The organism is Streptomyces monomycini (assembly GCF_022271435.1).
Taxonomy (GTDB): Bacteria; Actinomycetota; Actinomycetes; order Streptomycetales; family Streptomycetaceae; genus Streptomyces; species Streptomyces monomycini.
In genome coordinates this window covers 1-23,281 of the sequence record NZ_JAFIQY010000058.1, presented here as the reverse complement: position 1 = coordinate 23,281, position 23,281 = coordinate 1, and the positions used below count along the sequence as shown (strand labels likewise).

Annotated in this window: 18 protein-coding genes and 1 pseudogene; 11 read left to right on the top strand and 8 right to left on the bottom strand. The window is 71.7% G+C overall.

Annotation, left to right across the window (positions count from 1 at the left end; translation table 11 throughout):
• Nucleotides 1–209 precede the first annotated feature (209 nt).
• Together JXZ78_RS37350 and JXZ78_RS37345 are read left to right on the top strand one after the other, a co-directional pair.
• Entirely contained in the window at nt 210–893 is a 684-nt protein-coding gene (locus JXZ78_RS37350; RefSeq protein WP_030019080.1) for a hypothetical protein, read from the top strand.
• Between the two features lie 232 nt (nt 894–1,125).
• The gene (locus JXZ78_RS37345) at nt 1,126–2,163 is read left to right on the top strand and encodes a D-alanine--D-alanine ligase family protein (protein ID WP_030019081.1); all 1,038 of its coding nucleotides are present in this window, start codon (nt 1,126–1,128) and stop codon (nt 2,161–2,163) included.
• A gap of 72 nt (nt 2,164–2,235) precedes the next feature.
• On the opposite strand, the gene JXZ78_RS37340 is transcribed toward JXZ78_RS37345, so the two are convergent.
• Both JXZ78_RS37340 and JXZ78_RS37335 read right to left on the bottom strand, forming a co-directional pair.
• Nucleotides 2,236–2,799: a GNAT family N-acetyltransferase gene (locus tag JXZ78_RS37340; protein WP_030019082.1), complete on the bottom strand. Its 564-nt coding sequence runs from the start codon at nt 2,797–2,799 to the stop codon at nt 2,236–2,238.
• 271 nt (nt 2,800–3,070) lie between these two features.
• Nucleotides 3,071–3,469 (bottom strand): hypothetical protein, encoded by a 399-nt coding sequence (locus tag JXZ78_RS37335; protein WP_030019083.1) that lies wholly within the window; start codon nt 3,467–3,469, stop codon nt 3,071–3,073.
• A gap of 109 nt (nt 3,470–3,578) precedes the next feature.
• Between JXZ78_RS37335 and JXZ78_RS37330 the strand changes: the two genes are divergently transcribed.
• Complete coding sequence (locus JXZ78_RS37330; protein WP_030019084.1) at nt 3,579–4,205, top strand: LysE family transporter; 627 nt, start codon at nt 3,579–3,581, stop codon at nt 4,203–4,205.
• 16 nt (nt 4,206–4,221) lie between these two features.
• Here JXZ78_RS37330 and JXZ78_RS37325 read toward each other — a convergent pair whose 3' ends face one another.
• Nucleotides 4,222–5,823: an alpha/beta hydrolase gene (locus JXZ78_RS37325; RefSeq protein ID WP_078624099.1), complete on the bottom strand. Its 1,602-nt coding sequence runs from the start codon at nt 5,821–5,823 to the stop codon at nt 4,222–4,224.
• A complete protein-coding gene (locus JXZ78_RS37320) occupies nt 5,820–7,007 on the bottom strand; it encodes a serine hydrolase domain-containing protein (RefSeq protein ID WP_275128607.1) in 1,188 nt (395 codons plus the stop codon). The genes JXZ78_RS37325 and JXZ78_RS37320 overlap by 4 nt, the downstream gene beginning before the upstream one ends.
• Before the next feature lie 271 nt (nt 7,008–7,278).
• On the opposite strand from JXZ78_RS37320, the gene JXZ78_RS37315 reads away from it, so the two are divergent.
• The 4 genes from JXZ78_RS37315 (at nt 7,279) to JXZ78_RS37300 (ending at nt 12,486) form a co-directional block, all read left to right on the top strand.
• The gene (locus JXZ78_RS37315) at nt 7,279–8,892 is read left to right on the top strand and encodes an amidase (RefSeq protein WP_030019087.1); all 1,614 of its coding nucleotides are present in this window, start codon (nt 7,279–7,281) and stop codon (nt 8,890–8,892) included.
• 566 nt (nt 8,893–9,458) lie between these two features.
• Nucleotides 9,459–10,028 carry a GNAT family N-acetyltransferase gene (locus JXZ78_RS37310; RefSeq protein ID WP_078624101.1) on the top strand — a complete coding sequence of 190 codons (570 nt, stop codon included), beginning with the start codon at nt 9,459–9,461 and terminating at the stop codon, nt 10,026–10,028.
• 97 nt (nt 10,029–10,125) lie between these two features.
• The gene (locus JXZ78_RS37305) at nt 10,126–10,695 is read left to right on the top strand and encodes a DinB family protein (protein WP_078624109.1); all 570 of its coding nucleotides are present in this window, start codon (nt 10,126–10,128) and stop codon (nt 10,693–10,695) included.
• A gap of 129 nt (nt 10,696–10,824) precedes the next feature.
• Entirely contained in the window at nt 10,825–12,486 is a 1,662-nt protein-coding gene (locus tag JXZ78_RS37300) for a PLL family lectin (RefSeq protein WP_030019090.1), read from the top strand.
• A gap of 66 nt (nt 12,487–12,552) precedes the next feature.
• On the opposite strand, the gene JXZ78_RS37295 is transcribed toward JXZ78_RS37300, so the two are convergent.
• Nucleotides 12,553–15,738, bottom strand: coding sequence for an ATP-binding protein (locus JXZ78_RS37295; RefSeq protein ID WP_078624102.1), 3,186 nt, complete (start codon nt 15,736–15,738; stop codon nt 12,553–12,555).
• Nucleotides 15,739–16,156: 418 nt separating this feature from the next.
• Between JXZ78_RS37295 and JXZ78_RS37290 the strand changes: the two genes are divergently transcribed.
• A complete protein-coding gene (locus JXZ78_RS37290; RefSeq protein ID WP_030019092.1) occupies nt 16,157–17,293 on the top strand; it encodes an FAD-dependent oxidoreductase in 1,137 nt (378 codons plus the stop codon).
• On the opposite strand, the gene sigJ is transcribed toward JXZ78_RS37290, so the two are convergent.
• Complete coding sequence (sigJ, locus tag JXZ78_RS37285) at nt 17,288–18,253, bottom strand: RNA polymerase sigma factor SigJ (protein ID WP_050502270.1); 966 nt, start codon at nt 18,251–18,253, stop codon at nt 17,288–17,290. The genes JXZ78_RS37290 and sigJ overlap by 6 nt on opposite strands.
• A 122-nt stretch (nt 18,254–18,375) precedes the next feature.
• Here sigJ and JXZ78_RS37280 point away from each other — a divergent pair, with 122 nt between their 5' ends.
• Entirely contained in the window at nt 18,376–18,783 is a 408-nt protein-coding gene (locus JXZ78_RS37280; protein WP_078624103.1) for a hypothetical protein, read from the top strand.
• A 36-nt stretch (nt 18,784–18,819) separates the two neighbouring features.
• Here the strand turns inward: JXZ78_RS37280 and JXZ78_RS37275 are convergent.
• Nucleotides 18,820–19,164, bottom strand: a pseudogene (locus tag JXZ78_RS37275) (pyridine nucleotide-disulfide oxidoreductase); the annotation flags it as partial.
• Nucleotides 19,165–19,411: 247 nt separating this feature from the next.
• Between JXZ78_RS37275 and JXZ78_RS37270 the strand changes: the two are divergent.
• Nucleotides 19,412–20,232 (top strand): IS5 family transposase gene (locus tag JXZ78_RS37270; protein WP_106968726.1). Its coding sequence is split into 2 segments (ribosomal slippage): nt 19,412–19,874 and nt 19,874–20,232, totalling 822 coding nucleotides; the frame shifts between segments, so codons are not numbered across the junction.
• Nucleotides 20,233–20,282: 50 nt separating this feature from the next.
• Here the strand turns inward: JXZ78_RS37270 and JXZ78_RS37265 are convergent.
• A complete protein-coding gene (locus JXZ78_RS37265) occupies nt 20,283–20,528 on the bottom strand; it encodes a hypothetical protein (RefSeq protein WP_157851513.1) in 246 nt (81 codons plus the stop codon).
• A gap of 327 nt (nt 20,529–20,855) precedes the next feature.
• Here JXZ78_RS37265 and JXZ78_RS37260 point away from each other — a divergent pair.
• The coding region (locus JXZ78_RS37260) for a LamG-like jellyroll fold domain-containing protein (RefSeq protein ID WP_238783642.1) at nt 20,856–23,281 on the top strand (2,426 nt) is incomplete at its 3' end.

The following is a 23,281-nucleotide window of genomic DNA, read 5'->3' as shown; positions in this document are numbered from 1 at the left end:
CCGGCCGGCGCGGGAATGCCCACCCGTACCCCTTTACGCCCTCACCGCCGGTGAAGCCCAGGGCGACACGCCGCTCGATGTGGAGCAATCGGGTGATTCGGTGCCGTCTGCGTCACCAACGGCAGCACAGCGTCAATACCTTCAGCAAACACAGCAACGCTGCCGGTCAGCCGCGGCCGACCGCAGCCGTACATGAAGGAGACGTCCCCATGTCCGCACCGCGCCGCCTGCTGACCACGGCCTGTGTGACCGCGCTCGCCCTCACCGCGCCACTCGGCGGCGGCCTCTCGGCGGCCGCCACCCCGGAGGGCCCGCGCCCGGTGCCCGCGCCCCAGGGGGACCTGACCCGGGTGGGCAAGGGCAGCGGGGAGTTCTGCCTGGCACCGGGAGCCGGCCGCGCCCTCGCCAAGGCCCATGTACGGATGAACGCCGTCCGCCCGGCCCGGCTGACCGGCACCCGTGAGCGGCGGTGCGTCAGCGCACCGATCACCGGCGGGACGTTCGACCGCAGCCTCTCCAAGGGCGAACTGCGCTTCGACGGAGGCTTCGAGTTCACCCGCGGCGGCCGCTATCTGCGCGTCAACCACCTGAAGGCGGACTTCGCCACCGGCCGGATCTCCGGGGACGTCCGGGGCGCCCGGCCCGCGCGGACGGCATTCCTGGCGTTCACCCTGGACCGGAAGAACGTCCGGGTCTCCTCCGGCAAGGTCACGGCACGCATCACCTTCACCCTGACCAGCCAGGGCGCCGCGTCCTTCAAGAGCGCCTTCGGCACCGCCCCGGTCAAGGCGGGCGACCGGCTCTTCGAGGGCACCGGCACCGCCGACGTCCACATGCCCCACCCGACCAACACCCTCCGCCCGGCCCGGACGACGCTCGACGTGCAGCAGTGACCGGCCGCGTGCGCTGAACACCGGCCGCGCCCACTGATCACCGGCCGGGGCGGACCCCGCATCCCGCGCGCCACGCACGGGACACCACGGGAGACGGGACCCGCCCCGGCCGCCCTACGCCCGAAGCCCGTTGGCGGGATCGGCGCCCCACCACCCGACATACGGGACGCAGTTCGACGGCGGTACGGCGCAGCTACGGGCCCCGGCCGCCCGGATGCGGCAGAATCCCGGTATGCGTGTTGTGATCTTGAGCGGTGGAGAGAGTTCGGAGCGAGACGTCTCCCTGGCCTCGGGCTGGTCGGCCGCCCGGGCCCTGCTGGCACGGGGACACGAGGTGACACTGGTCGACCCGGCCGCCGCGGCGCCGGTCCTGGCCGGGCCGCTGCGTCCCGGGGACACGGTCGAGGAAGCCGCGGTCGGCAAGGAGCCGCCGTCCCGCGCGGAGCGCCATCGGCTGCGGTCCCGCATGCACGCCGCCCTGACCGGCGGCCCGGTCCTGGAGCTGCTGCGCGGCGCCGACCTGGTGTTCCTGGCCCTGCACGGCGGTTGGGGCGAGGACGGGCACGTACAGGCCGTGCTGGAGATGGCCGGCGTACCGTTCACCGGCGCGGACAGCGCGACCTGCGCGGCGGCGTGGCACAAGGGCCGGACGCAGGCGGTGCTGGGCGCGGCGGGACTGCGGGTGGCCGAGCGGGCGCTGTGGCGGCCCGCGGTGTCCGACGTGCCGCCGGCCGTCGAGCGGCTGGTGGCGGCCGGGCCGGTGGTGGCCAAGCCGGTCGCGGACGGTTCGAGTGTGTCGGTCCACCGCGTCGACTCGTTGTCGCACCTGGCGCAGATCGCCGCCGAGCTGCGCTCCGAGGACGTGGAATTGATGGTGGAACCGTTCCTGCCCGGGCGGGAGTTCACCGTGGCGGTGGTCGGTGACCAAGTGCTTCCCGTGGTCGAGATCGAGCTGACGACGCCGGTGTTCGACTACACGGCCAAGTACCAGCCCGGGGCGGCCGCCGAGGTCTGCCCGGCGCGCGTCCCGGACGACTTCGCGTCCCGGCTCCAGGAGCAGGCCCTGCGGGCGCACCGGTCCCTGGGGTTCGGCAGCGGCACGTACTCGCGTACCGACTTCCGCTGCGACGCGGCCGGCGAGCCGATGTGCCTCGAAGTGAACGCGCTCCCGGGCCTGACGGCGACGAGCCTGGTGCCGCTCGCGGCGTCCGGGGCCGGCTGGACCTACCCCGACCTGATCCAGCGCATCGTGGACCTCGCGACGCGCTGAGCGGGCAGCCCGCCGGGCCGGTGCCGCAGCGGGTGCCGTAGCCGGTGCCGCAGAGGGGGCCGCAGTGTGGGGTCAGGCGGCCGCGCGCAGGAGATGCAGATGGCCGTCGAGCGGGTAGAGCGGCGGCGACGCCGGCAGGATCCGGTCGAACCCGTAGCCGCACTTCTCCGCGACACGGCAGGACGCCAGGTTGTCCGCCTGGTGCAGGAGTTCGAGGCATTCCAGGCCGTCGGCCCGGAACGTGTCGAAGGACCAGGTGGTCAGGGCTTGAAGGGCCCGGGGAGCCACACCTCGCCCCCGGGCCCACGCCGCGGTCCAGTAGCCGACCTCGGCGACGGGCTTGCCGGGCACGGCGCCCTTGAGCACCGCATTGCCCACCAGCCGCGGTGGCGCATCGGGGACGGCTTCCAGCACGGCGAAAGCGAGCCGGTCGCCCGCAGCCCAGCCCTCCTCCTGGACCGCGATCCAGCGCAGTCCGTCGGCCTCGCTCTCCATCGGAGTGCTTTCCCAGCGGTACAGCTGAGGATCCCGGTACGCCTCGATCAGTGCGGCGGCGTCACCGCCGTTCCAGGGGCGCAGGGTGAGCGCGGGGCCGGCCGGCGTCGCGGCGGCCGTGAGTAAGACGGAGGTATGCACCGGCCGATCATAGGCGGTAGCACTCGCGTTCGGGACGGCCGAGGGCCGACGCGACGGCTCGGCGCCTCCCCGTACGTACCGCTCCGGCACTGGCCACGACGACCCTGGCGATCGCCGCGCACTGCGGCAGCGAGAGCCCTTGCCCCGATACCGGGTAGCCCGCCACCGGTGCGGGAGGTGTTCATGCCGCCGAGAGCCAGGCCGTCGCCACCGGAGCACCGGCGAGGCCGTGCGGCCGTGCGTCCGTGGGTGTATTGGGCCGGTGCACCGCTTACGGGATCGGCTCGCCCGGCGGGACGAAGGCGTCGGCGCCGTCGGCATCGTCGACGTATCCCTGGGCGTCGACCGTGATGGCGGTCGCCTTCCCCTGTGACGTGATCAGCCACGCCAGCACCTGTTCCGTCAGCGGACTTCCGCCGGGGCCCTGGTCCGTCCAGTGCACGCGCCACCCGTCACCGGGCACCGCGGCCACCACCTGGTCGGCCTGTTCGAGGTGGGAGAAGTCCTCGTAGTCCATGACCGGGCGCAGGGCGCCGCGCTCGGTGTCGACCACGAGCGCCGCACCGGTCGCCGGGTCCCAGGCCTCTACCTTCACCGTGCGCCCGGTCCTGGAATCCGTGCCGTTGAAGATGGCGGTCCAGCCGGTCTGGTTGAAATAGCGAAAGTTCACTTCCGTATTGTCGCGTACCGCGACGGGCGCCCGTTCCGCGGCGACAATGGCTTGTCCCTCCCCCGTCCCTTACCCGCCCCCGCGCCCTCCCCGCACCCGATGGCCCGAGATGACCGAAGCGCTTCTGACCGGACTGCTCGCCGGCTACGGCATCGCCATGCCGGTCGGTGCCATGTCGGTTCTCATCGTCACGCTGTCCGCGCAGGTCTCGTTGCGCCACGGTCTGGCGGCCGCGCTCGGGGTCGCCACTGCCGACGGGTTGTACGCGCTCGTCGCCGTCATCGGTGGCGCGGCGTTCGCGGCGGCGATCGCCGCTGTCGCCCGTCAGCTGCAACTCGTCAGCGCGGCCGTACTCCTCCTCATCGCTTCGCGCGGCCTGGTGACCGCTGCGCGCGCTCACCAGGTCCGGGCGGACCGGTCGCCGGCTTTCCGCACGTCGCTGTCGCGTACGTACACCGGAATGGTCGGGCTGACACTCCTCAACCCGGTCACCATCGTCTACTTCGGCGCCCTGGTCGTCGGCCGCCGGGCAGCCGCCCCCACGCTCACCGTCAGCGCGGTCTTCGTGACCGCCGCCTTTGCCGCCTCGGTGAGCTGGCAGACCCTGCTGGCCTCGGGCGGCGCCCTGCTCGGCCGCCTGCTCACCGGTGCCCGGGGCCGGCTGACCATGGCCGTCCTCGGCAACAGCGTGATCCTGCTGCTCGCGGTCCGTCTCGGTTGGACGGCCATGGCCTGAAAGGGGGCCCTGCCGGCTACTTGACGCAGGTTTCGTCGGCGGCCGGCAGTTTCCCGGTGGCCAGGTACCGGTTGACCTTGGCGTCCACGCAGGCGTTGCCGTACTCACCGTACAGAGCGTGGCGGGTGGCGCCCTTGAGCGTGAGGAGCTTGGAGCTCGGCAGCAGGCCGTGCAGTGCCACGCTGCTCCGGTACGTGGTCCGCGGGTCACCGGTGGCGGCCACGAGCAGGACCGGGGCGTCGCGCCGTACCTGGGTGGGCTTCTCGCGCGGCCGGTCCCAGAAGGCGCACGGGCTGATGTTGTCGGCCATGGCTCCGAGCAGCGGATGCTCGGCACGGCCGCGCTGGATGTCCCGCCAGTAGACCTCGGGGTCGCGCGGGGCGGCCTTGTCCCCGCAGAGGATCGCGGTCTGTACGCCGCCGGGCTCATCGTCGGTCTGGAGGAACCGCAGGGCGGCGATGAACTCCGGGGACAGCCGGGTCGGTTGCCCAGCCATGGCCTTGGCGAGTACGGAGAGCTGCTCGCCGAGCCCGGCCCGTGTCCGGTCGGTGTCGTCGGCTATCGAGGCGAAGAGCAGGGGCGGCACCTGCGTGTCGTCGATACGGTAGCGTTCCGGCGCGGTGCCGATGGTCAGCGGCTGCCGCGCGGACGCTTCGAGGATCCGGCCGATGGTGGCGAGCACCTGGGCGCGCGTGCGGCCGAGGTGGTAGGCGGAGTCGCGGCGGGCCGCCCAGTCGGCCCAGGCGGCGAGGGCCCGGTCGTTCTCCTTGATGGCGTACTGCAGTTGCCGGGGAGTGTAGTCGTCGGGAGCGAGCGCCCCGTCGAGCACCACCCGGTCGAAACGGCCGGGGAACATCTGGGTGTAGACGGTGCCCAGGTAGCTGCCGTACGAGTACCCCAGGTAGGAGATCTTCCGTTCGCCGAGCGCGCCTCGGAGGACGTCCATGTCGCGGGCCGTGTTGCGGGTGCTGATGTGGGGCAGAACCGTCGGCGCGGCGGCCCGGCACTTGTCGGCCAGGCTCTTCTGGAAGGCGACCTGACGCTCGAAGCTCGCGCGGCTCAGGCCGGCCGAGAAGAAGTGGGTGCCCACGGGCCAGCCGCAGTTCAGCGGAGTGCTGCGGCCGACGAAGCGCGGATCGAATCCGATGATGTCGTAACGCGGTCCGACCTTCTTCATCGCTGTGCGGATGTCCGGAGGGGACGAGAGGGCGGGGCCGCCGGGCCCTCCGTTGTTGAGCAGGATCGCACCGATACGGTGGCGGGTGTCGGTGGCCTTGAGCCGGGAGACGGCGATGGTGATCGTACGGCCCTGGGGAGCGGCGTAGTCGAGCGGAACGGTCACGTCCGTACACTGCACGCCGGCCCGGTCCAGGTCGCGGCCCATCGCGTCGTCGGGGCCCTTGGCGCAACTGCCCCAATCGAGGTGCTGCTGGTAGTAGGGGCTGAGTCCGGAGCCGGGGGCAGGCGCGGTGGCATGGGCCAGGCCGGGGGAGACGGTGAGGCAGGCCGCCAGGGCCAGACCGGCTGCCGCGGCGCGGCGTACGACCGGGCGGGAGGCGGTCACCGGGCGGGAGGCGGTCACCGGACTGGGCGCGGTTCCCGGGCTGTGACTGGTCATGAGGTCTGCTCCCGCTTCTGGTCGCCGGCGGGAGCGCAGAAGGCGGTCTCGGCGGCGGCACGGTAGTCGGCTTCTGCCTGTTCGGTGCCGGGCACCGCGGTCAGGGCGAGCGCGATGCTCCGACCGCCGGGCCCGACAGCCCCCAGCGCGCGGTGTCCCCCGGGCACCGTCCCGCCGTGCCCCCACCACCAGCCGCCGCACTCCAGCGGCGAGGCGATCAGGCCCAGTCCGTACCGGGCGCCGGGCCACAGCCGGTCCGGGTCGGCGGGCACGCTGCGCTTCATCTCGGCGAGCCAGCGCGCGGGCAGCAGCTTCCCGCCGAACAGGCCGCGGAAGAACCGGTTCACGTCGGCGGGCGTGGAGACCAGCGCGCCGCCGGCGCCACCGAACGTCATGTTCCACGCGGTGCCGTCGGCCAGCGGCGCGTCCGGTTCGTCGGTGGCGGGGAAGTAACTGTGCGAGTGCGCCCCGCGGATGCGTGTACTGTCGCCGGGCCAGTAGGTGTCGTGCAGGCCGAGCGGCCGCAGGATCCGACGGGTCACTTCCGACTCGACGCCGTGCCCGGTGGCCTTCTCGACGATGAGGCCCGCGAGGAGATAGTTGGTGGTCGAGTAATGCCACTTCTTCGCGGGATGCGGCAGCTTCAGCGCGGTGGCGATCAGTTCGCGGGGCTCGGCGTGGCGGAACCGCCACTGTTCCACGGGCAGCTGGACGAGGGCCGCGGTGTAGTCGGGAAGGCCGCTGGTGTGCTGGAGCAACTGCCGTACGGTGATCGTGCGGCCGTCGTAGCCGTTGCCGCGGATCAGCCCGGGGAGGTAGCGCTCGACCGGCGCGTCCAGCGCGACCCGGCCCTCCGCGGCGAGCTGCAGGACGACCGTCGCGGTGAACGTTTTGGTCACGCTCCCGATCCTGAACCGGTCCTCGGCACGCATCGGGCGCCCGGTCTTCCGGTCGGCGACACCACGGGCGGCGTCCCACCGGCCGCAGCGCGGGTCGGACAGTTCGGCGGCGGTGCCCGGTATCCCATGGCGGGTGACGAGCGTGTCCAGGGAGGCGGCGAGCGCGCCGCGTGCTGCCGCACAGCCGTCGGATCCGGCCGGGCGTCCGGCGCTGTCCGCCGCGCCCGCCCCGGCCGCTTCCGCGGCGGGGGCCACGAGGGCCAGGACGACCGATGCCGTCGCCAACGCCGCCGCATACCGGCCCGGTCGGCGCGTACCGGCAGGTGGTCTCTTCGCAAGGTTCAGTGTGTGTCTCACATCGACAGACGCTAGAGCCACGGCAGTCCGTGCGCACTGTAGTAAGCACCCCGTTGCAGGTGTACCCAACCCCCCTCAGCCAACGTGTGGTTGCCGTGCGACCCCGCCAGCACGTGACCGACGCGACCGACGTGACCGCCCCGATGAAGCCGGGCTATGCCCTTGCGCCGCGAGTGCCCCGTGTAGTCGGCTGTCTCTCATGGTGAAGCGGAGAATTGCCACACTGATCGCCTTCCTGGTCACCGGCTCCCTGGCCACGGGCGTACCGAACCCCCGCGCCGAAGCCGCCGAGCCCGGCGTCGGCGGTACGTCGCCGTCCGCCGGGTCGTCCACGCTGCCGGGCATCGATCTCGACACCGTGACGATCCCGGAATTGCAGAAGCGGATGACGGACGGCTCGCTGACCTCCTCGGCGCTGACCCGGGCCTATCTGCGCCGGATCAAGACCGTCGACCCCAGGATCCACGCGGTCCTGCGCACCGACCCCACCGCCCTGCGCCAGGCCGCCGCCAGCGACGCCAGACACCGGCGCGGCGACACCCTGGGACCGCTGGACGGCATCCCCGTCCTGCTCAAGGACAACATCGACACCCGCGACATGCCCACCACGGCCGGATCGCTGGCCCTGGCCGGCAGCCCGCCGGACACCGACGCCGCCCTCGTGACGCGGCTCCGGGAAGCGGGCGCGGTGATCCTCGGCAAGACGAATCTGTCGGAATGGGCGAACTTCCGCGCGACGAAGCCGACATCCGGCTGGTCGGCGGTCGGCGGACAGACCCACAACCCGTACGTACTGGACCGCAACCCGTGCGGCTCGTCCTCCGGATCGGCCGCCGCCCTCGCCGCCTCGCTGGCGCAGGTGGCGATCGGCACCGAGACGGACGGCTCCATCGTGTGCCCGGCGGGGATGACCGGAGTGGTCGGCCACAAACCCAGCCTCGGCCTGGTCAGCGGCTCCGGCGTCGTACCGATCTCCGCCGAGCAGGACACCGCGGGGCCCATGGCCCGTAACGTCACCGACGCCGCGCTCACCCTCTCGGTGCTCAGCGGCGGCGCCACCGGACGCCAGCAGGACGCCGCCCGCGCCCTCGCGGAAGCGGCGCAGCGGCACCCCGGGTCGCTGCGCGGCAAGCGGATCGGCTTGTGGCGGCTGCCGTCGCTCGGCGCCGAGGTGGACGCCGTGATGTCCCGTACGGCGGCTCAGCTGCGCAAGGCCGGGGCGCAGGTGGTCGAGGTGACGCCGCCCTATCAGAAGCGCCTCGCCGAGCTGGAGTTCCCCGCCCTGCTGAGCGAGTTCCACCGGGACATCGACGCCTACCTCGCCACCCGCGAGGGCCCGCGGAACCTCGCCGAACTGATCGAGTTCAACCGCACCCACCCGGCCGAACGCACCTGCTTCGCCGGTCAGGAACTGTTCGAGCAGGCGCTCGCCGCGCCGCCCACCACCGATCCGGGATACCGGGCGATGCGCGCCGAACTGAAGGACCTCTCCCAGCGGTCCATCGACGAGACCTTGGCCGCCCACCGCCTGGACGCCATCGCCGCTCCGACGAACCCGCCCGCGTGGACGACGGACTGCGCACGGGGCGACAACGACGTGATCCCGTCGTCCACCCCCGCGGCCGTGGCCGGCTACCCGTCGCTCTCCGTCCCCGCCGGATTCGTGGGCGAACTGCCCGTCGGCGTACTCCTGACGGCCGGAAACCACCAGGACGCCGAGCTGCTGGCCCTGGGAGCGGGGGTGGAGCACCGTCTGGACGCCTGGCGGGCACCGCGCTATCTGCCGACACTGGGCGAGGGCAGCTCCCGGTGACCTGGCGCTCTCGCTTCCCGCGCCACCCGGGCACGACCGTCAGGACCGGTCGGACGTACGGGTAGCCCGCGCACCTCTCGCCGGGGCGGCGACGGCGGTGTTCCACGAACCGGCGAGAGGACGGCGGACGCGCGTACCGGCAACTGAACGATCGACGCGCGCCCTGGCTGAAGAACGCCGGACGACGCGCGTACTGGCATGGCGCCTCTGGTGGCGGTTCGGCCCGTGGCAGGAACGGCGCCAGGCCATCCTCGCCGTACTGCGCAACCTGCGGCCCCCCAGAGGTGCCCAAGAGCTGAGGCCCCGGACCGAGGCGGCCGATCACCAGACAACCCGGGCCTCCGAAAACGGCGGCCCCTCGTCCATCGCCCGCAGCAGCCTGCGCACCGGTTCGGCCTCCCCCCTCGCGCTCTCGCGTCGGCGAAGCCGATCAGAAGCTTCGGCATCGATTCTGGCCTGGCCTGATGTCGACCTAACGGGCAGCTAACGCTCATCTGGCGGTGGCCGGAAGAGCGGGGCAGGCCACCCTCGGACGTGGGGCGGTGCCGGAACGATACGGTGGGCACGTGGCGTCGACACACAGCAGGTCAGCAAGGGGTGAGGCGGCGGAGGCCATCACCTATCGGGCGGCGGAGAGCGAGCGTGACCGGTCTGCCGTCATCAAGGGCGAGTTCACCTCGGACACTGTTGTCGAAGTGGTCCGCTCCGAGTACGGGTTCACTCTTCGGCCAGTGCCGCTGGACCCGCCGGTGCACAAAGTGTTTCCTGACGACGAGCCGGACAGCGACGAGGTCACGGGCGACGAGCGCCGGTTCGTCGCGCTGGACGGCGATCACGTGTGCGGCTATGTGGACACCGCGTACGACCCCTGGAACCGGCGCCTGACCATCGATGACATCGAGGTGGCCGGGCCGTACCAGGGGCGGGGCATCGGCCGCACGCTGATGCGATACGCCGTCGAACGGGCCCGGGAGTGCGGTGCCGGGCACGTGTGGCTGGAGGTCACGAACATCAACGGTCCGGCCGTCCGTGCCTATCAGCGGATGGGGTTCGGTTTCTGCGGCCTGGACACGACGCTGTACAGCGGTACCGCGTCCGAGGGCGAGACGGCGCTGTTCATGAGCCTTCCTCTGTAGGCGGTTCCCCGACGGTCCCTCGACCGAGCAATGGCCGGTGTGCCTACCGGAGATCTGATCGACCACGTACTGGCGAGCCCGGCCCGTGCGGTCGACCATGGCACCCATGAGCGACCACCCCGCACGCTGGAGCCGGGCAACCACCTGTCCCGACATGTGGGTCGACCCGGACGACGACCCCCGCGACTCCGAAGGCGCCGGCCCGGAGGGCGAGTCGGCGACATTGCTGGACTTCCTGACGAGCTACCGCCTCACCCTCCGCATGAAGTGCGAGGGCCTGGACGCGGAGCAACTGGCCCGCCGGTCGGTACCGCCGTCGGCCATGTCCCTGTTCGGCCTGGTCCGGCACCTCGCCGAGGCGGAACGGGACTGGCGCAACTGGATCAGCGACGGCGACCCACTGCCGAAGCTGTACGGCGCGCGGGACGCGGACTTCGACCAGGCTGTCGCCGAGCAGTCCGTGGTCGACGCCGCGTACCGCGACCTGGAGCGCGAACAGGCCGATACCGACGCCGCGCTGGCCGGCCATCCGGATCTCGGCGAGCGCCTGGGCAGGGAGCGCGTCTCCGTCCGGGAGCTGCTGGTGCACCGGATCGAGGAGTACGCCCGCCACTGCGGCCACGCCGACCTGTTGCGGGAGCGCATCGACGGAAGGGTGGGCCAGTAACGCCCGCGCCCTGCCGGAACACCGTTCCTCCCCGAGCTGCGTGATCGCTTCTGGCATCCGCCGGTTCCCGTCACGCGCCTTCAGGGCAGAGCCGCCTCACCGGGAGGCGGCCGGACCCGGGGAGCCCCCATGGCACCGACCGCACCCGACTTCGGCCCCCGCATCGACCCGTACGCACCGTACGATCCGCAGCGCGACTGCGACCCCACGGCCAAACCCGGCGTCACCGGCTTCCGCGACCTGGTCCTCGCCGCCTACGCGGGCACCAGGGACCTGGGCATCAGCCGGTCCTGCGGCAGCGGGGGACAGAGCGAACACAAGGAAGGCCGGGCCTGGGACTGGGGCGTCGAGGTCAACGGACAGGCCCACCTCGCCGACGACTTGATCAACTGGCTGCACGCCACCGACCGGCACGGCAACCCCCACGCGCTGACCCGCCGCTTCGGCATCATGTACATGATCTGGAACCGCCGCATCTGGATGGCGAACCGCCCCGACGCCGGCTGGCAGCCGTACCGGGGCAGCAACCCCCACACCAACCACATCCACTTCAGCTTCTCCTGGCCCGGTGCCCGCAAGGAGACGACCTGGTGGACGGGCGCGGCCCCCCGGGCGGCCGTCCGGGTGAGCGTGGGAATTCCGTCGGTGGTGGACACGGGTTCGGGCATGGTGATCTTCGGAGTGGATGCGTCGGGCGGGGTCACGCATCGGTGGCAGACCGCTCCCGGGGGCGCGTGGTCGGGATGGACCGGGCTGGGGCGTCCGGGGAGCCGGGCGGTGGGGCGGCCGTGGGCGCTGGTGGGGCGTTACGGCAAGTTGGTCGTCTTCGTGCGGGGGGAGGACGGCGCGCTGTGGCACACCTGGCAGTCGGAGGCGGGGGAGTGGGCGTCTGACTGGGTGGCGCTGGGCGGGCGTCCGGCAAGCGATCCGGCGGTGGTGCTGAGTCCGAATGGCGCGTTGTCGGTGTTCGCCCGTGACGCGGGGGGCCGGGTGACGCACACGTGGCAGCGGGGGCCGGAGCAGGGGTTCGCCTGGAATGACACATGGGTGGACATGGAGGGTTCGGTCCGTGGGCGGCCTGTTGTTCTGGTGGGGCGTGACGGTGGGATGGTGCTGTTCGCGCGGGGTGCCGACGATGGGTTGCAGCACCGCTGGCAGACGGGTGTGGGGGGGCCGTGGTCGGCGTGGACGCCGTTGCAGGGGCGTCTGGCGAGTGACCCGGCGGTGATCCTGAGTCCGCATGGTGCGCTGTCGGTGTTCGCTCGCGATCCCGGTGGGCGCGTCACCCATACCTGGCAGCGTGGCCCGGAGCATGGTCATGCGTGGAACGATGGGTGGGTGGACATGGAGGGGTCGGTGCGCGGGCGTCCCACGGTTCTGGTGGGGCGTGACGGTGGGATGGTGCTGTTCGCGCGGGGTGCCGACGATGGGATGCATCACCGCTGGCAGACCGGTGTCGGAGGTCCTTGGTCCGGCTGGGCCCCCTTGCACGGTCACCTCGTGAACGATCCGGCCGTCGTGCTCAACCCGCACGGTTCTCTCTCCGTCTTCGGGCGGGGGCCGGACGGCCGTGTCACACACACGTGGCAGCGGGGGCCGGAACAGGGTTATGCCTGGAACGACACCTGGGTCGACATGGAAGGCGACCTGTCCGACGACCCAGCGGAGGCCGGAGCCGCAGCCGGGACCGGAGCCGCAGCCGGGGCCGGAGCTGAGATGGAGACCCACGCCGAGACCGAAACCGGTGGTGCCTTCGGTACCGCCCCCTTCCCCACCCTGACGTCCGGATAGACGTCGCCGACTCCGCCGTACGGCCGTCCCGCGCACACGGGGGTGCGGGGCGGCCGTACGGCGGCTTCACAGGTGCCAGCGGGCCTCCTCGGCCGGCGCGTAGCGGCACATCGCGCCGGTCGACACGGACGCCTGGAGGTGAGCTGCGAGTTCGGGGTGGTGGGCCGCCAGGCGGCGCAGGCTGTCGCGGATGCGGGCGGTCACGTTCTTGCGGGCGCGGTCGGTCTCGTCACCCAGGCGGCGGGGGCGTCCGGCGAGCCCGGCGGCGTTGCGGAGTTCGGCGAGGAGGGCTTCCCGCTCGCGGTCGTATGCCGCGGCCGTGCGGTCGTCGCCGCAGGCAGCTGCCCTGTCGATCTCGTCGTCCAGAACTTCCAGGCGACGCCGGTAGCGGGCCTTCGCCTCGTCGTCCAGGACCGCGTCGCTTCCGAGGGCGCCCGCAGCCGCAGCCATGGGCGCACTGTCCGGGTACAGCAGGCGCATGGCCGGGACGTCCTGGCCCGGACGGCCGAGCAGCGTGTGCAGGTCCGCCAGTCCTTTGGCGTCGGGTACGTGGGCGGTGCGGCCTGCGTAGCGAAGACGCCACACGGCGCCGTTGCGCGCGAACTCCTTTGTTGGGGCAGCGGGTTGTGTTGGCGGGGTAGGTGTGGGCGCGGGGCGGAGGCTGCGGGAGCGGTCGGCGATGTGCGGCATGCCCAGTTCGCGGGCCTCGCACTCGGCGTCGCGGAGCAGCGCGGTGGCCCGGTCCTCGTCGTCGGGACCCGCGCGGGCGAGCAGGGCGCGGGCCAGTTCCGTACGGGCGCGTACCGACCAGGGGCGGCCATGGAGCCGGTCGGCGGACTGCCGGGCAGCGGTGAGGTCCCGTACCGCTGCTTCCCATCGCTCCTCCGCAGCGTGCAGCAGCCCCGACCACAGTGCGGCCGGGCCGCTGATGTCCCAGCCGAACAGGGAGACCAGCCACTGCCCTCGGTACGGCTCCAACGCGGCGTGCGCCTGTCGGCAGCGCGCCGGGTCCCGGGACGCGGCCGCGCTCTGCGCCAGCAACCGGACCCGCAGCGGGGCGATACCGCGTTCCAGCACGCTGTCGCCGGGCGGGCCGTCCCCGGGCCAGGGCACCGCTCCGGCCGAGGCACTGCCCCGCTCCAGTGCGGTGATGCCCGCCAGCAGGTGGGTGTACAGGGGGTCATGTCCCGGCGTCGCGTGGTGGGCCCGTTCCGCTTCCGGGAAGCTGCCCTGGAGGAGGGAGAGCGCCCAGCGGTGGTGGCCGATGAAGTACTGGTAGTAGTTGGCGTGGGTGCCGCTGAGGGACAAGGTCCGGGCGAGCAGGGCGTCGGCCTCGGGGAAGCGCCCCATGAACGCGTAGACGACGCTGCGGTCGATGACCGAGATCATGCTGGTCCGGGGCAGCCCGCAGGCGTCCGCGCCGGCCACCATGGCGTAGAACTGCCGGAGGAACGCGGGGTCGTCCAGTTCGAGGAGGGCGACCCAGCGCATGGAGGCCGCCAGGTGCTCCATCCAGACGTCGGCCCGGCGGCGGGACACCTCCATCAACTCCCCGGCGACGGCGACCCGCTGTGCCGCCGTGCGCGGCTCCCACACCGCGTGCAGGCGCGCCCACAGCCCCAGGTGCAGGGCATCGTCGTCCCCGGCGGCGCGGGCGGCCGCCACGACACGGCAGGCCACCTCCTCCACGGGCCCGGCACCGCCAGGAGCCCCGGGGACTCCGGCCCCGCCGCCCTCAGGACGAGTACCGCTAACCAGCACGCGGTGTGCCTCCCGCAGCACCCGGGACTTGAGCCCGGTCCCGTCGCCCCGGCCGTCCGCGCTGTGCAGCGTGAGCGCCACGCGGCCCACGAGCGCGGCGTCGCCTGTGCCGGACGCCAGCGTCGCGGCGCCTTCGTACACCAGCCAGGAACGCTCGTGCTCGCCGAGGAGTTGGAGTTCGGCGCCGAGATCGAGGGCGAGCAGCACGTGGCGGCGTGGATCGCCGGTTCCGAGCCGTTCCAGCGCGCGCCGGTAGTGCCCCACCGCCTCTTCGCTGGCCAGCCTGCTCACCGCGTGCCGGGCCGCGGCCGCCAGGATGTCGACCGCCTCGCCGGCGTCGAGGTCCGGGCCGGCGAAGTAGGCGTGCCGGGCGAGGTCGGTCGGCCGCGCCCGGTCCCCGGCGCCGGCTGTGTCCCGCAGCGCACGGACGGCGGCGGCGTGCAGGTGGCGGCGCCGGTCCTCCGCCAGCCCGTCGTACAGGGCCTCCCGTACCAGGTCGTGGGTGAAGACGTACGTATCGGCCGCCGACGGCTCCAGCAGCCCGGCCGCGACCGTCTCCCCGAGGAGTACGGCGGCGTCGGGCTCCGGCGTTCCGGCCGTACGGGCCAGCGTTCCCGGCTCGAAGCGGCGGCCCAGCACGGCGGCGGCACCGAGCAGCCGTACCGTGGGCCCGCCGAGCAGCGACAGCCGCCGGTGCACCACGGCACGGACCCCGGGGGCGACGGCGGCCACGGACTGGCCGGCGGCCCACAGGCGAGCTGTCTCCTCCACGAAGTACGGGTTGCCGCCGGTGCGCGCGCACACCTCGGCGGCCGTGGCCGCGTCGGGCCGGCTGCCGGCCGTACGCGCCACCAGCTCCTCGACCTGCGGCGGGGCCAGGCCCGCCAACGCGACGGTGGTGGCTTTCGCCGCCAGCCGGGGCAGCAGCGGCCGCAGCGGGTGATCGGGCCGCTGCACCTCCACGTCGCGGAACGTGCCGATCACGAGCAGCCGCTCGAACCAGGCGTGCTGTGCCGTGAACTCCAGCAGGCGCAGCGACGCGGTGTCCGCCCAGTGCAGATCCTCCAGCACCACGGTCACCGGACGACTCCGTGAGATGACGGTCAGCAGGGTGGTCACCGCGTCGAACAGCTCGAAGCGCACCGCGTCCCCGGCGCCCGCCCCTTCGCCCAGCAGCACGGACAGGGCTCCTCCGGCGGCCGTCGCCGCGGCCTCCCAATCCCCGGCGGCCGCGCCGCGCCGCAAGCTCCGCACCGCCTGCGTCCACGGCCAGAAGCCGGGTGTGCCGTCAAAGTCCCAGCAGGCCCCGTGCACCACCAGCATGTCGCCGTGCTCCCGCGCCTCGTCCACCGCGCTGCGCACCAAGGCCGTCTTGCCGATGCCTGCCTCACCCGTGACCAGTACCAGCCCACCGTGACTGGCCCGCGCCCGCTCCAGACGGGATCGCAGCATGCGCACGCTGTGTTCCCGGCCGATCAGCGCGGTTTCCATGGGGCCGTCCTTCCGGGCGCGGGTTCGCGGATCGTGGACGGCGGTGCGTGGCTCGTAGCTCGTGGCCTGCGGGCCTGCGGGCCTGCGGGCCTGCGGACCCGGGCTTCCGGGCCAGCGGGCTCCCGGGCTTCCCGGCCCCCGGTACGTCCGTGTCCGGACAGCCGGATGCCGTGCCATGCCGTCACTGCCTTGATAGCCGCAGGCCGGGAAGGCGCGCGGTGTTACGGGCCGAAGTCACCTTCCCGAGTGCACGGGGTTCCAGGTGCGCTTCCGGAGAGGGCGGTGCACTGCCCGTTGTCGGTCACCTGTCAGGGCTGTCGGCCCGATGTCCCCGCCCCGTCAGCGGGGCCCGGCACCCTTCCAGAGATCCCGCCGGGCGCCCGTCCGGCAGCCACGCGACACGCAAGGAACACGCCCCATGACCACTCATGTCACGATCATCGGCGCCGGCCTCGGCGGCCTCACCCTGGCCCGCGTCCTGCACGTCCACGGCATCCCGGCCACGGTCTACGAGGCGGAGCCGTCCCCGACGGCCCGCGCGCAGGGCGGCATGCTCGACATCCACGACTACAACGGGCAACCGGCCCTCCGGGCCGCGGGCCTGATCGACGAGTTCCGCGAACTCGTCCTGGAAGGCCGCCAGGCGATACGGATCCTCGACCGGGACGGCAGCACCCTGTTCGACAAGGCCGACGACGGTACGGGCGGGCGCCCCGAGGTGCAGCGCGGCGAACTGCGGCAGATCCTGCTCGACTCGCTGCCGGCCGGCACGGTCCGTTGGGGCCACAAGGTCAGCGGCGCCCGCGCACTCGGTGCGGGCCGCCACGAGGTGACCTTCGCCGACGGCACCACCGTCACCACGAGCCTGCTGGTCGGCGCGGACGGCGCCTGGTCACGCGTCCGGCCGCTGCTCTCCGACGCCACCCCCGAGTACACCGGCAGGGCCTTCGTCGAGACCTGTCTGTTCGACAGCGACAACCGGCACCCGGCCACCGCGAAGGCGGTCGGCGGCGGGTCGCTGTTCGTGCTCGCGCCGGGCAAGGGCATCCAGGCTCACCGGGAGCGGGGCGGCACCCTGCACACCTATGTGGTGCTCACCGAGCCGCTGGACTGGTTCGCCGCCGTCGATTTCACCGACCCCGCCGCGGCCGCCGCGCGGATCGCGCAGGAATTCGCCGGCTGGGCCCCGGAAGTCACCGCGCTGATCACCGACGGCGACACCGCGCCGACCCTGCGCCCCGTCCACGCCCTGCCGATCGGCCACCGGTGGGACCGGGTCCCGGGAGTGACCCTGCTCGGCGACGCCGCCCACCTCTCGGCTCCGAACGGCGAGGGCGCCAACCTGGCCATGTACGACGGCGCCGAACTCGGCACGGCCCTCGCCGCGCACCCCGGCGCCGTCGAGACCGCCCTCACCGCGTACGAGCAGGCCATGTTCCCCCGCGCCGCCGAAGCCGCCGCCGACGGCATCCGACTCCACGCATACCTCTTCGGCGACAACGCGCCCCACAGCCTCGTCACCGCGTTCATGGAAGACGAGCAGCAGGCCTCATGAGCCGCCAGGTGCACGGGGCGCGGCCGTCCACGGCCCGCTCTCCAGGGCCCAAGGCCGTAGCTTCTCCGGGTTGCGGACCGCCCAGATCCGGGTGACGCGCCCGCCGTGGACGTCGAACGCGGCCACGGTCACGACGACGCCGGCCCGCCGGGCCACCAGGCCCGGCATCCCGTTGACCGACCGCTCCAGGAGTTCCAGCCCGGGAGCCTGGTCCGCGACGGCGGCCAGGTACCGGGCGATGCGCGCCCCGCCCTCGACCGGGCGCGGGACGGCGCCGGCCAGACCGCCGCCGTCGGCGGTCAGCACGGCAGCCGGATCGAGAAGACCGACGAGCGCCGCGATGTCCTTGGCCTCCCACGCCTCCTTGACCCGCCTCAGCACGTCCGCCCGGCCGGTCGCCGAGGGCCCCGCGGTGCGCGCGTCGCCCACCCGCCGCCGGGCGGAGGCCGCCAGCTGCTTGCAGGCCGCGGGGGTCCGGCCGAGAACGCCGGCGATCTCGGCGAACGGGTACCGGAAGACGTCGTGCAGGACGAACGCCACCCGCTCGGCGGGCGTCATCGACTCCAGGACGACGAGAAAGGCCATGGCCACCGACTCGTCCAGCACGATCTGGTCGGCGGGGTCCGCGCCGCCGGTGCCGGCACCCTCCGCCTGACCCCACTCGGCGCGGTCGGGCAGCGGCTCGGGCAGCCACGCGCCGACATAGCGTTCACGACGGGCCCGCGCGGAGCTGAGCACGTCCAGGCAGATGCGGCTGGTCACCGTCGTCAGCCAGGCACCGGGGGACCGGATCTCCTCCCGCCGGTTCCGCGGCAGCCCGTACCAGCGTCCGTAGGCGTCCTGTACGGCGTCCTCGGCCTCGGTCACCGAACCCAGCAACCGGTAGGCGACATTGATCAGTTGACGTCGTTCGCCAACCGCCCCGTCCGCCCCGGCCCCGACCGCCCCGGCAGTCCCCATGCTCCCGGCCGCCCCCTCGCCTTACCTTCCGCAAGCCCGCGTCGTCGAGCTGATGAGACCTTATCGACCTGCTGCCCGCGGACGGGGTCCTGCTGCCCGCGGACGGGAAAGAGGACTGTGACATGACCACTCAGTCGACGACGAAGAAGACGAAGACAGCGGCAGCGACAGCGGAAACGGCGAACACATCGCGCCACTCCTCCTTCCTGCGGGTCGCGATAGCCCTTCAGACCCTGACCGTCTTCCTCCAGGCAGTCTCCGCCGGACTGCTGCTGACCTCACCCTTCGGAGCGATGCTGCACAGCGCCGGCGCCCGCGTGATGTACGGGGCGTCGATGCTCCACGTCCTCGCGGCGGTACTGGCGTGGAAGCCGGGCGGCGGCCCGGCCCGGCCGGTATGGCACGCGTCAGGCTTTCTCGTACTCGCCTCGGCCCAGGTCGTGCTCGGCATCGCGCACGTCTCGTCGGTCCATCTCCCGCTGGGCGTCCTGATGTTCGGCCTGAGCGTGCTGGCGCTGGCCCGGCGCTGAAGTCTGACGGCCGGAGCCGGGCCGTCGCACCTGATCGCTGTCGTCCGTCCGCAGGAGCTGCCGGATGTCGCGTACGGCCGCGCGTCCGGCGCGGTTGGCGCCGATGGTACTGGCGGAGGGGCCGTAGCCGACGAGGTGGACACGGGGGTCCCGGACGGCGCGGGTTCCGTCCAGGCGGATGCCGCCGCCGGGCTCGCGAAGTCCGAGAGGTGCCAGATGGTCGATGGCGGCGCGGAACCCGGTGGCGTACAGAATGGTGTCGGCCTCGACGGTGCGGCCGTCGGACCAGACCGCGCCGGTCTCGGTGAGGCGGTCGAACAGCGGCAGCCGCTCCAGCACCCCGCGCTCGCGCGCCTGCCGCATGGCCTCGGTCATCGGCAGGTCCCGGGGCCCCCGACAATCGGCGGTACATCCTCACCCGCGCACGCCAGAACAATCCGGGCCCGCAGGGCCACCGCCTGGGCTGATGTCGCACGGCGCGGTCACCGCTCCAACACCGCCCGCTCCTCATCGCAGAGCAGCAACGGCTCCAGCTTCGGGCCCCGACAAGGAACTGACGCACCAGCAGCAGAAGTCACACAACAACTAAGACGCCAGTTCGTTTGGTGTGATCTTGCGGCAGTCTGGGATGGTGACTGCCCCTCTTGTCGAGCTTGTCGAGCGGATGGTGCCGGACAGCCTGTGGGAGCTGTTCGAGCGCGTGGTGCCGCCGGCGCCGGAACGACCGCAGGGCGGTGGCCGACGTCGGCGTGGGAACCGCGAAGTGCTGGCCGCGATCATCTTCGTGGCCACCTCGGGCTGCACCTGGAATCAACTGCCGCCGGGCTTCGGCTTGTCGGGTGAGTCCGCCTTCCGGTGGTTCACCGAGTGGAGCGAGGCCAGAGTGTGGGCCAAGCTCCATCGCCTGGTCCTGGGCGAACTCGGTGCCCGGGGCGAGCTGGACTGGTCGCGGTGCGCGATCGACTCCGTCAGTGTCCGGGCCCTCGAAGGGGGGCAGATGACGGGACCGAATCCGACCGACCGTGGCAAGAAGGGATCGAAGATCCACCTCATCGTCGACCGCCAGGGCCTGCCCCTGTCGATCGGCATCCCGCTGCCAACCTTCACGACAGCCAAGCCCTCGTCCCGCTGGCCCGCGGCATCCCGCCCATAGGCTCCCGTCGCGGCCCACGACGTCGGCGGCCCGGCAAACTGCACGGGGACAAGGGCTACGACAACCGCCACCTGCGCCGATGGCTCGCTTCCCGCGGCATCCGGCATCGCCTCGCCCGCAAAGGCATCGAGTCATCCCGGCACCTGGGCCGGCACCGCTGGGTCGTAGAGCGGACCGTGTCCTGGTTGTCCGGCTGCCGCCGTCTGCACCGCCGCTACGCACGCAAGCCGGAACACTTCGCAGCCTTCACCGCCATCGCCGCGACCCTCATATGCCACCGCCGCCTGGCCAGATGAAATGACGCCTTAGCTGACTGTTAGTCAACTGCCTGTACCAGATACTGCTTTCACCCTCTCTTGGTGAGGGGCTGCTCGGTGGAGTGGCGCTCGTGCGGACTCCAGCCGCCCGAGAAACGCTCCGGTGCGGCCCAATCTCCCGCCGTTTTTGCGGAGTTGTCGACCTGCATGATGCCGCCGTTGTCGGCAGCGACTTCACCTGAGCCGATGACGTATTTCCCTCCTCCATGAGCGAGGTGAGCGTCCCGGTAGTCGCGGCGCAGGTAAGGGGCCCTTTGCATGCCCGGGTCGGGCATGTTCCGCCGACGCTCATGACGACGACCGCCGTAGGCGGACGTCGCTCATCGAGCGATGTCCCGCGTCGACCGCCCGCGCGAACCCCACCCCGCCGGACGGAGTACCTCGGTGGAAGGCCGAGCCGCGCCGATCCGAAGATCGACTTGGGGTGGCCTTTAAGCAGACTTGACACTCCATTGCCAAAGGGAATATATGTTCGGTGCGCGCCGATGGCATTGGGGGCCGTGGCAGGGGGGATCGGCACAAGTACGCCGTGACGTGCGCCCAGCCTCAGCATGCTCGAAACCATTGTGGTGCGGGCATGTCTGACCGTTGGGAGTTCGTGTATGAAATGGCGTGACACCTTTGGCCGGCCGGTAACCGTGACGCTGGCAGCGTCGGTTGCGATGTCTGTCTGGATCGGCGGGCCGATGGCCGCAATGGCGCAGGCAGCGCCTGCGGATGGCTCGGATTCGCTCGTGGAGGATTTCGCCTACCCTGACCGGGACAAGCTGCTGGCCGAGAAGGGCCTGAAGCTGGTATCGGGTGACGGCAATATCACGCTGGCCGACTGCAAAAGTGACGGCAGCCTGGTGCGTATCAACAGCCGCACCAGCGGGGACGTGTGCTTTGCCGTCTCCGGAGCCACGGGTTATCTGTCCATGGAGATCGAGCGGGCCTACCTCGCCAAGTCCGATGACGGCGATGTCGTGGCGACTGTTCGCACCGAAGACCCCCGAACCAATGGCTCGAAGGTCGAGAAGGTCGACCTGGAACCCGGCAAGTGGAAGTCCGTCGGTGAGGGACTCGATCCCAAACTTTCCGCCACCCTGCTGGAACTCAACGTCGGTCAGGGGAAGCCCGGCCCGGCCCTGTCCGGTGATTCCGCACGCCCGTGGCTGGCCCGCGTCACGGTGAACCAGCCGGGGCACAAGGACGGTCGGAGCTGCAGCGCGGCCCTGGTCGACAGCAGTTGGATTCTCACAGCAGCCAGCTGTATCGGTGGACCCGCCGCGAAGTCGCCCCTGGGCGAAGGGGCGCCGAAGGACAGCGTCACGGCGGCCTTCGCCGGAAAGGCTCCGGTGAAGGTCAACTACCTGGTGCCGCGCGACGACCGCGATGTCGTGCTGGCCCGATTGGCCACCCCTGTCACCGGCATCACCCCCGCCACGCTCACCAGCAGTGCTCCCGCTGACGGGGCCGCACTGGAGGCCGCTGGGTACGGCCGCTCCGACACCACCTGGGTACCCCGTGGCCCCCACGCGAGCAAGACGACGCAGGCCAAGGTCACCGACACCGAGGTGGAGCTGACCGGCGGCCGCATGTGCAAGGGTGACGCCGGTGGGCCGGTCGTCGATGGCAGCGGTCGCATCACAGCAGTGCAGAGCCGTGCCGGCCAAGCAGGCTGCCTGGGGCAGCCCGGCGAGGGAAGCACCGCGACCGCGGCTCGGACCGACAACATCACCGAATGGCTCGACGCGGGTGTCTCCAGCCGCAAGGACCGGTTCAGCCTGGATGAGAGAGCTGGTTCGCGGCGTGTGTCGGGAGGCGCTTCCAGGGAGTTCGTGGCGGAGTTGGGCGGCGGTGCCGAGTTGGGTGCCGCGGGGAAGTCCGGTTCCGCGCTGCGTCTGAACGGGGCGTCGGGGTTTGCGGCGACGGCCGGCCCGGTGGTGGACACGACGAAGTCGTTTTCGGTCTCGGCGTGGGTCAAGCTGGACAACAAGGACAGCAATTACACGTTTCTGTCGCAGGCCGGTGACCACGCCAGCGGTTTCCAGATCTACTACTCGCAGCGCTACGACAAGTGGGTCTTCAACCGTCATGCTTCTGATGCGGATGACACGAAGATTGTCCGTGCGGTGAGCAAGGATGTGGCGAAGGCGGGTGAGTGGACGCATCTGGCGGGTTCGTACGACGCGGATCTTCAGACGCTGTCGTTGTTCGTGAACGGCACGTTGCAGGAGTCGGTGAAGTTCACGGCGCCGTGGCGGGCCAAGGGCGGGCTGCAGTTGGGCCGGCTCTTTTACAAGGGAGCCTGGCAGGAGTACGCGCACGGTCTGATTGATGAGGTGCGCACGCTGCAGTCGCCGGTGGCCGAGACCGAGGTGGCGGCCATGTCCCGCGGCGAAATGCCCACCTACCTCAAGGAGCTCGCTTCCTTCTCTTTGGATGAGGGTGTGGGTTCGGGGCGAGTGTCGGGGGGTGTTCCGGGGGAGTTCGTCGCGGAGTTGGGTGGCGGTGCCGAGTTGGGTGCCGCGGGGAAGTCCGGTTCTGCGCTGCGTCTGAACGGGTCGTCGGGGTTTGCGGCGACGGCCGGTCCGGTGGTGGATACGACGAAGTCGTTTTCGGTGTCGGCGTGGGTCAGGCTGGAGGACAAGGACAGGAATTATACGTTCTTGTCGCAGGCCGGTGACCGTGCCAGTGGTTTTCAGGTGTATTACTCGAAGGCTTATGACAAGTGGGTCTTCAACCGTCATGCTTCTGATGCGGATGACACGAAGATTGTCCGTGCGGTGAGCAAGGATGTGGCGAAGGCGGGTGAGTGGACGCATCTGGCGGGTTCGTACGACGCGGATCTTCAGACGCTGTCGTTGTTCGTGAACGGCACGTTGCAGGAGTCGGTGAAGTTCACGGCGCCGTGGCGGGCCAAGGGCGGGCTGCAGTTGGGCCGGCTCTTTTACAAGGGAGCCTGGCAGGAGTATGCGCACGGTCTGATTGATGAGGTGCGGACGCTGCAGTCGCCGGTGGCCGAGGGCGATGTGGTGGCCATGGC

What these genes read in the sequence shown, in the direction of transcription:
- JXZ78_RS37350 (WP_030019080.1), top strand. Translation starts at nt 210, where the DNA reads ATGTCCGCACCGCGCCGCCTGCTGACCACGGCCTGTGTGACCGCGCTC.
- JXZ78_RS37345 (WP_030019081.1), top strand. Translation starts at nt 1,126, where the DNA reads ATGCGTGTTGTGATCTTGAGCGGTGGAGAGAGTTCGGAGCGAGACGTC.
- JXZ78_RS37330 (WP_030019084.1), top strand. Translation starts at nt 3,579, where the DNA reads ATGACCGAAGCGCTTCTGACCGGACTGCTCGCCGGCTACGGCATCGCC.
- JXZ78_RS37325 (WP_078624099.1), bottom strand. Translation starts at nt 5,823, where the DNA reads ATGACCAGTCACAGCCCGGGAACCGCGCCCAGTCCGGTGACCGCCTCC.
- JXZ78_RS37315 (WP_030019087.1), top strand. Translation starts at nt 7,279, where the DNA reads ATGGTGAAGCGGAGAATTGCCACACTGATCGCCTTCCTGGTCACCGGC.
- JXZ78_RS37305 (WP_078624109.1), top strand. Translation starts at nt 10,126, where the DNA reads ATGGCACCCATGAGCGACCACCCCGCACGCTGGAGCCGGGCAACCACC.
- JXZ78_RS37300 (WP_030019090.1), top strand. Translation starts at nt 10,825, where the DNA reads ATGGCACCGACCGCACCCGACTTCGGCCCCCGCATCGACCCGTACGCA.
- JXZ78_RS37295 (WP_078624102.1), bottom strand. Translation starts at nt 15,738, where the DNA reads ATGGAAACCGCGCTGATCGGCCGGGAACACAGCGTGCGCATGCTGCGA.
- JXZ78_RS37290 (WP_030019092.1), top strand. Translation starts at nt 16,157, where the DNA reads ATGACCACTCATGTCACGATCATCGGCGCCGGCCTCGGCGGCCTCACC.
- sigJ (WP_050502270.1), bottom strand. Translation starts at nt 18,253, where the DNA reads ATGGGGACTGCCGGGGCGGTCGGGGCCGGGGCGGACGGGGCGGTTGGC.
- JXZ78_RS37280 (WP_078624103.1), top strand. Translation starts at nt 18,376, where the DNA reads ATGACCACTCAGTCGACGACGAAGAAGACGAAGACAGCGGCAGCGACA.
- JXZ78_RS37265 (WP_157851513.1), bottom strand. Translation starts at nt 20,528, where the DNA reads ATGCCCGACCCGGGCATGCAAAGGGCCCCTTACCTGCGCCGCGACTAC.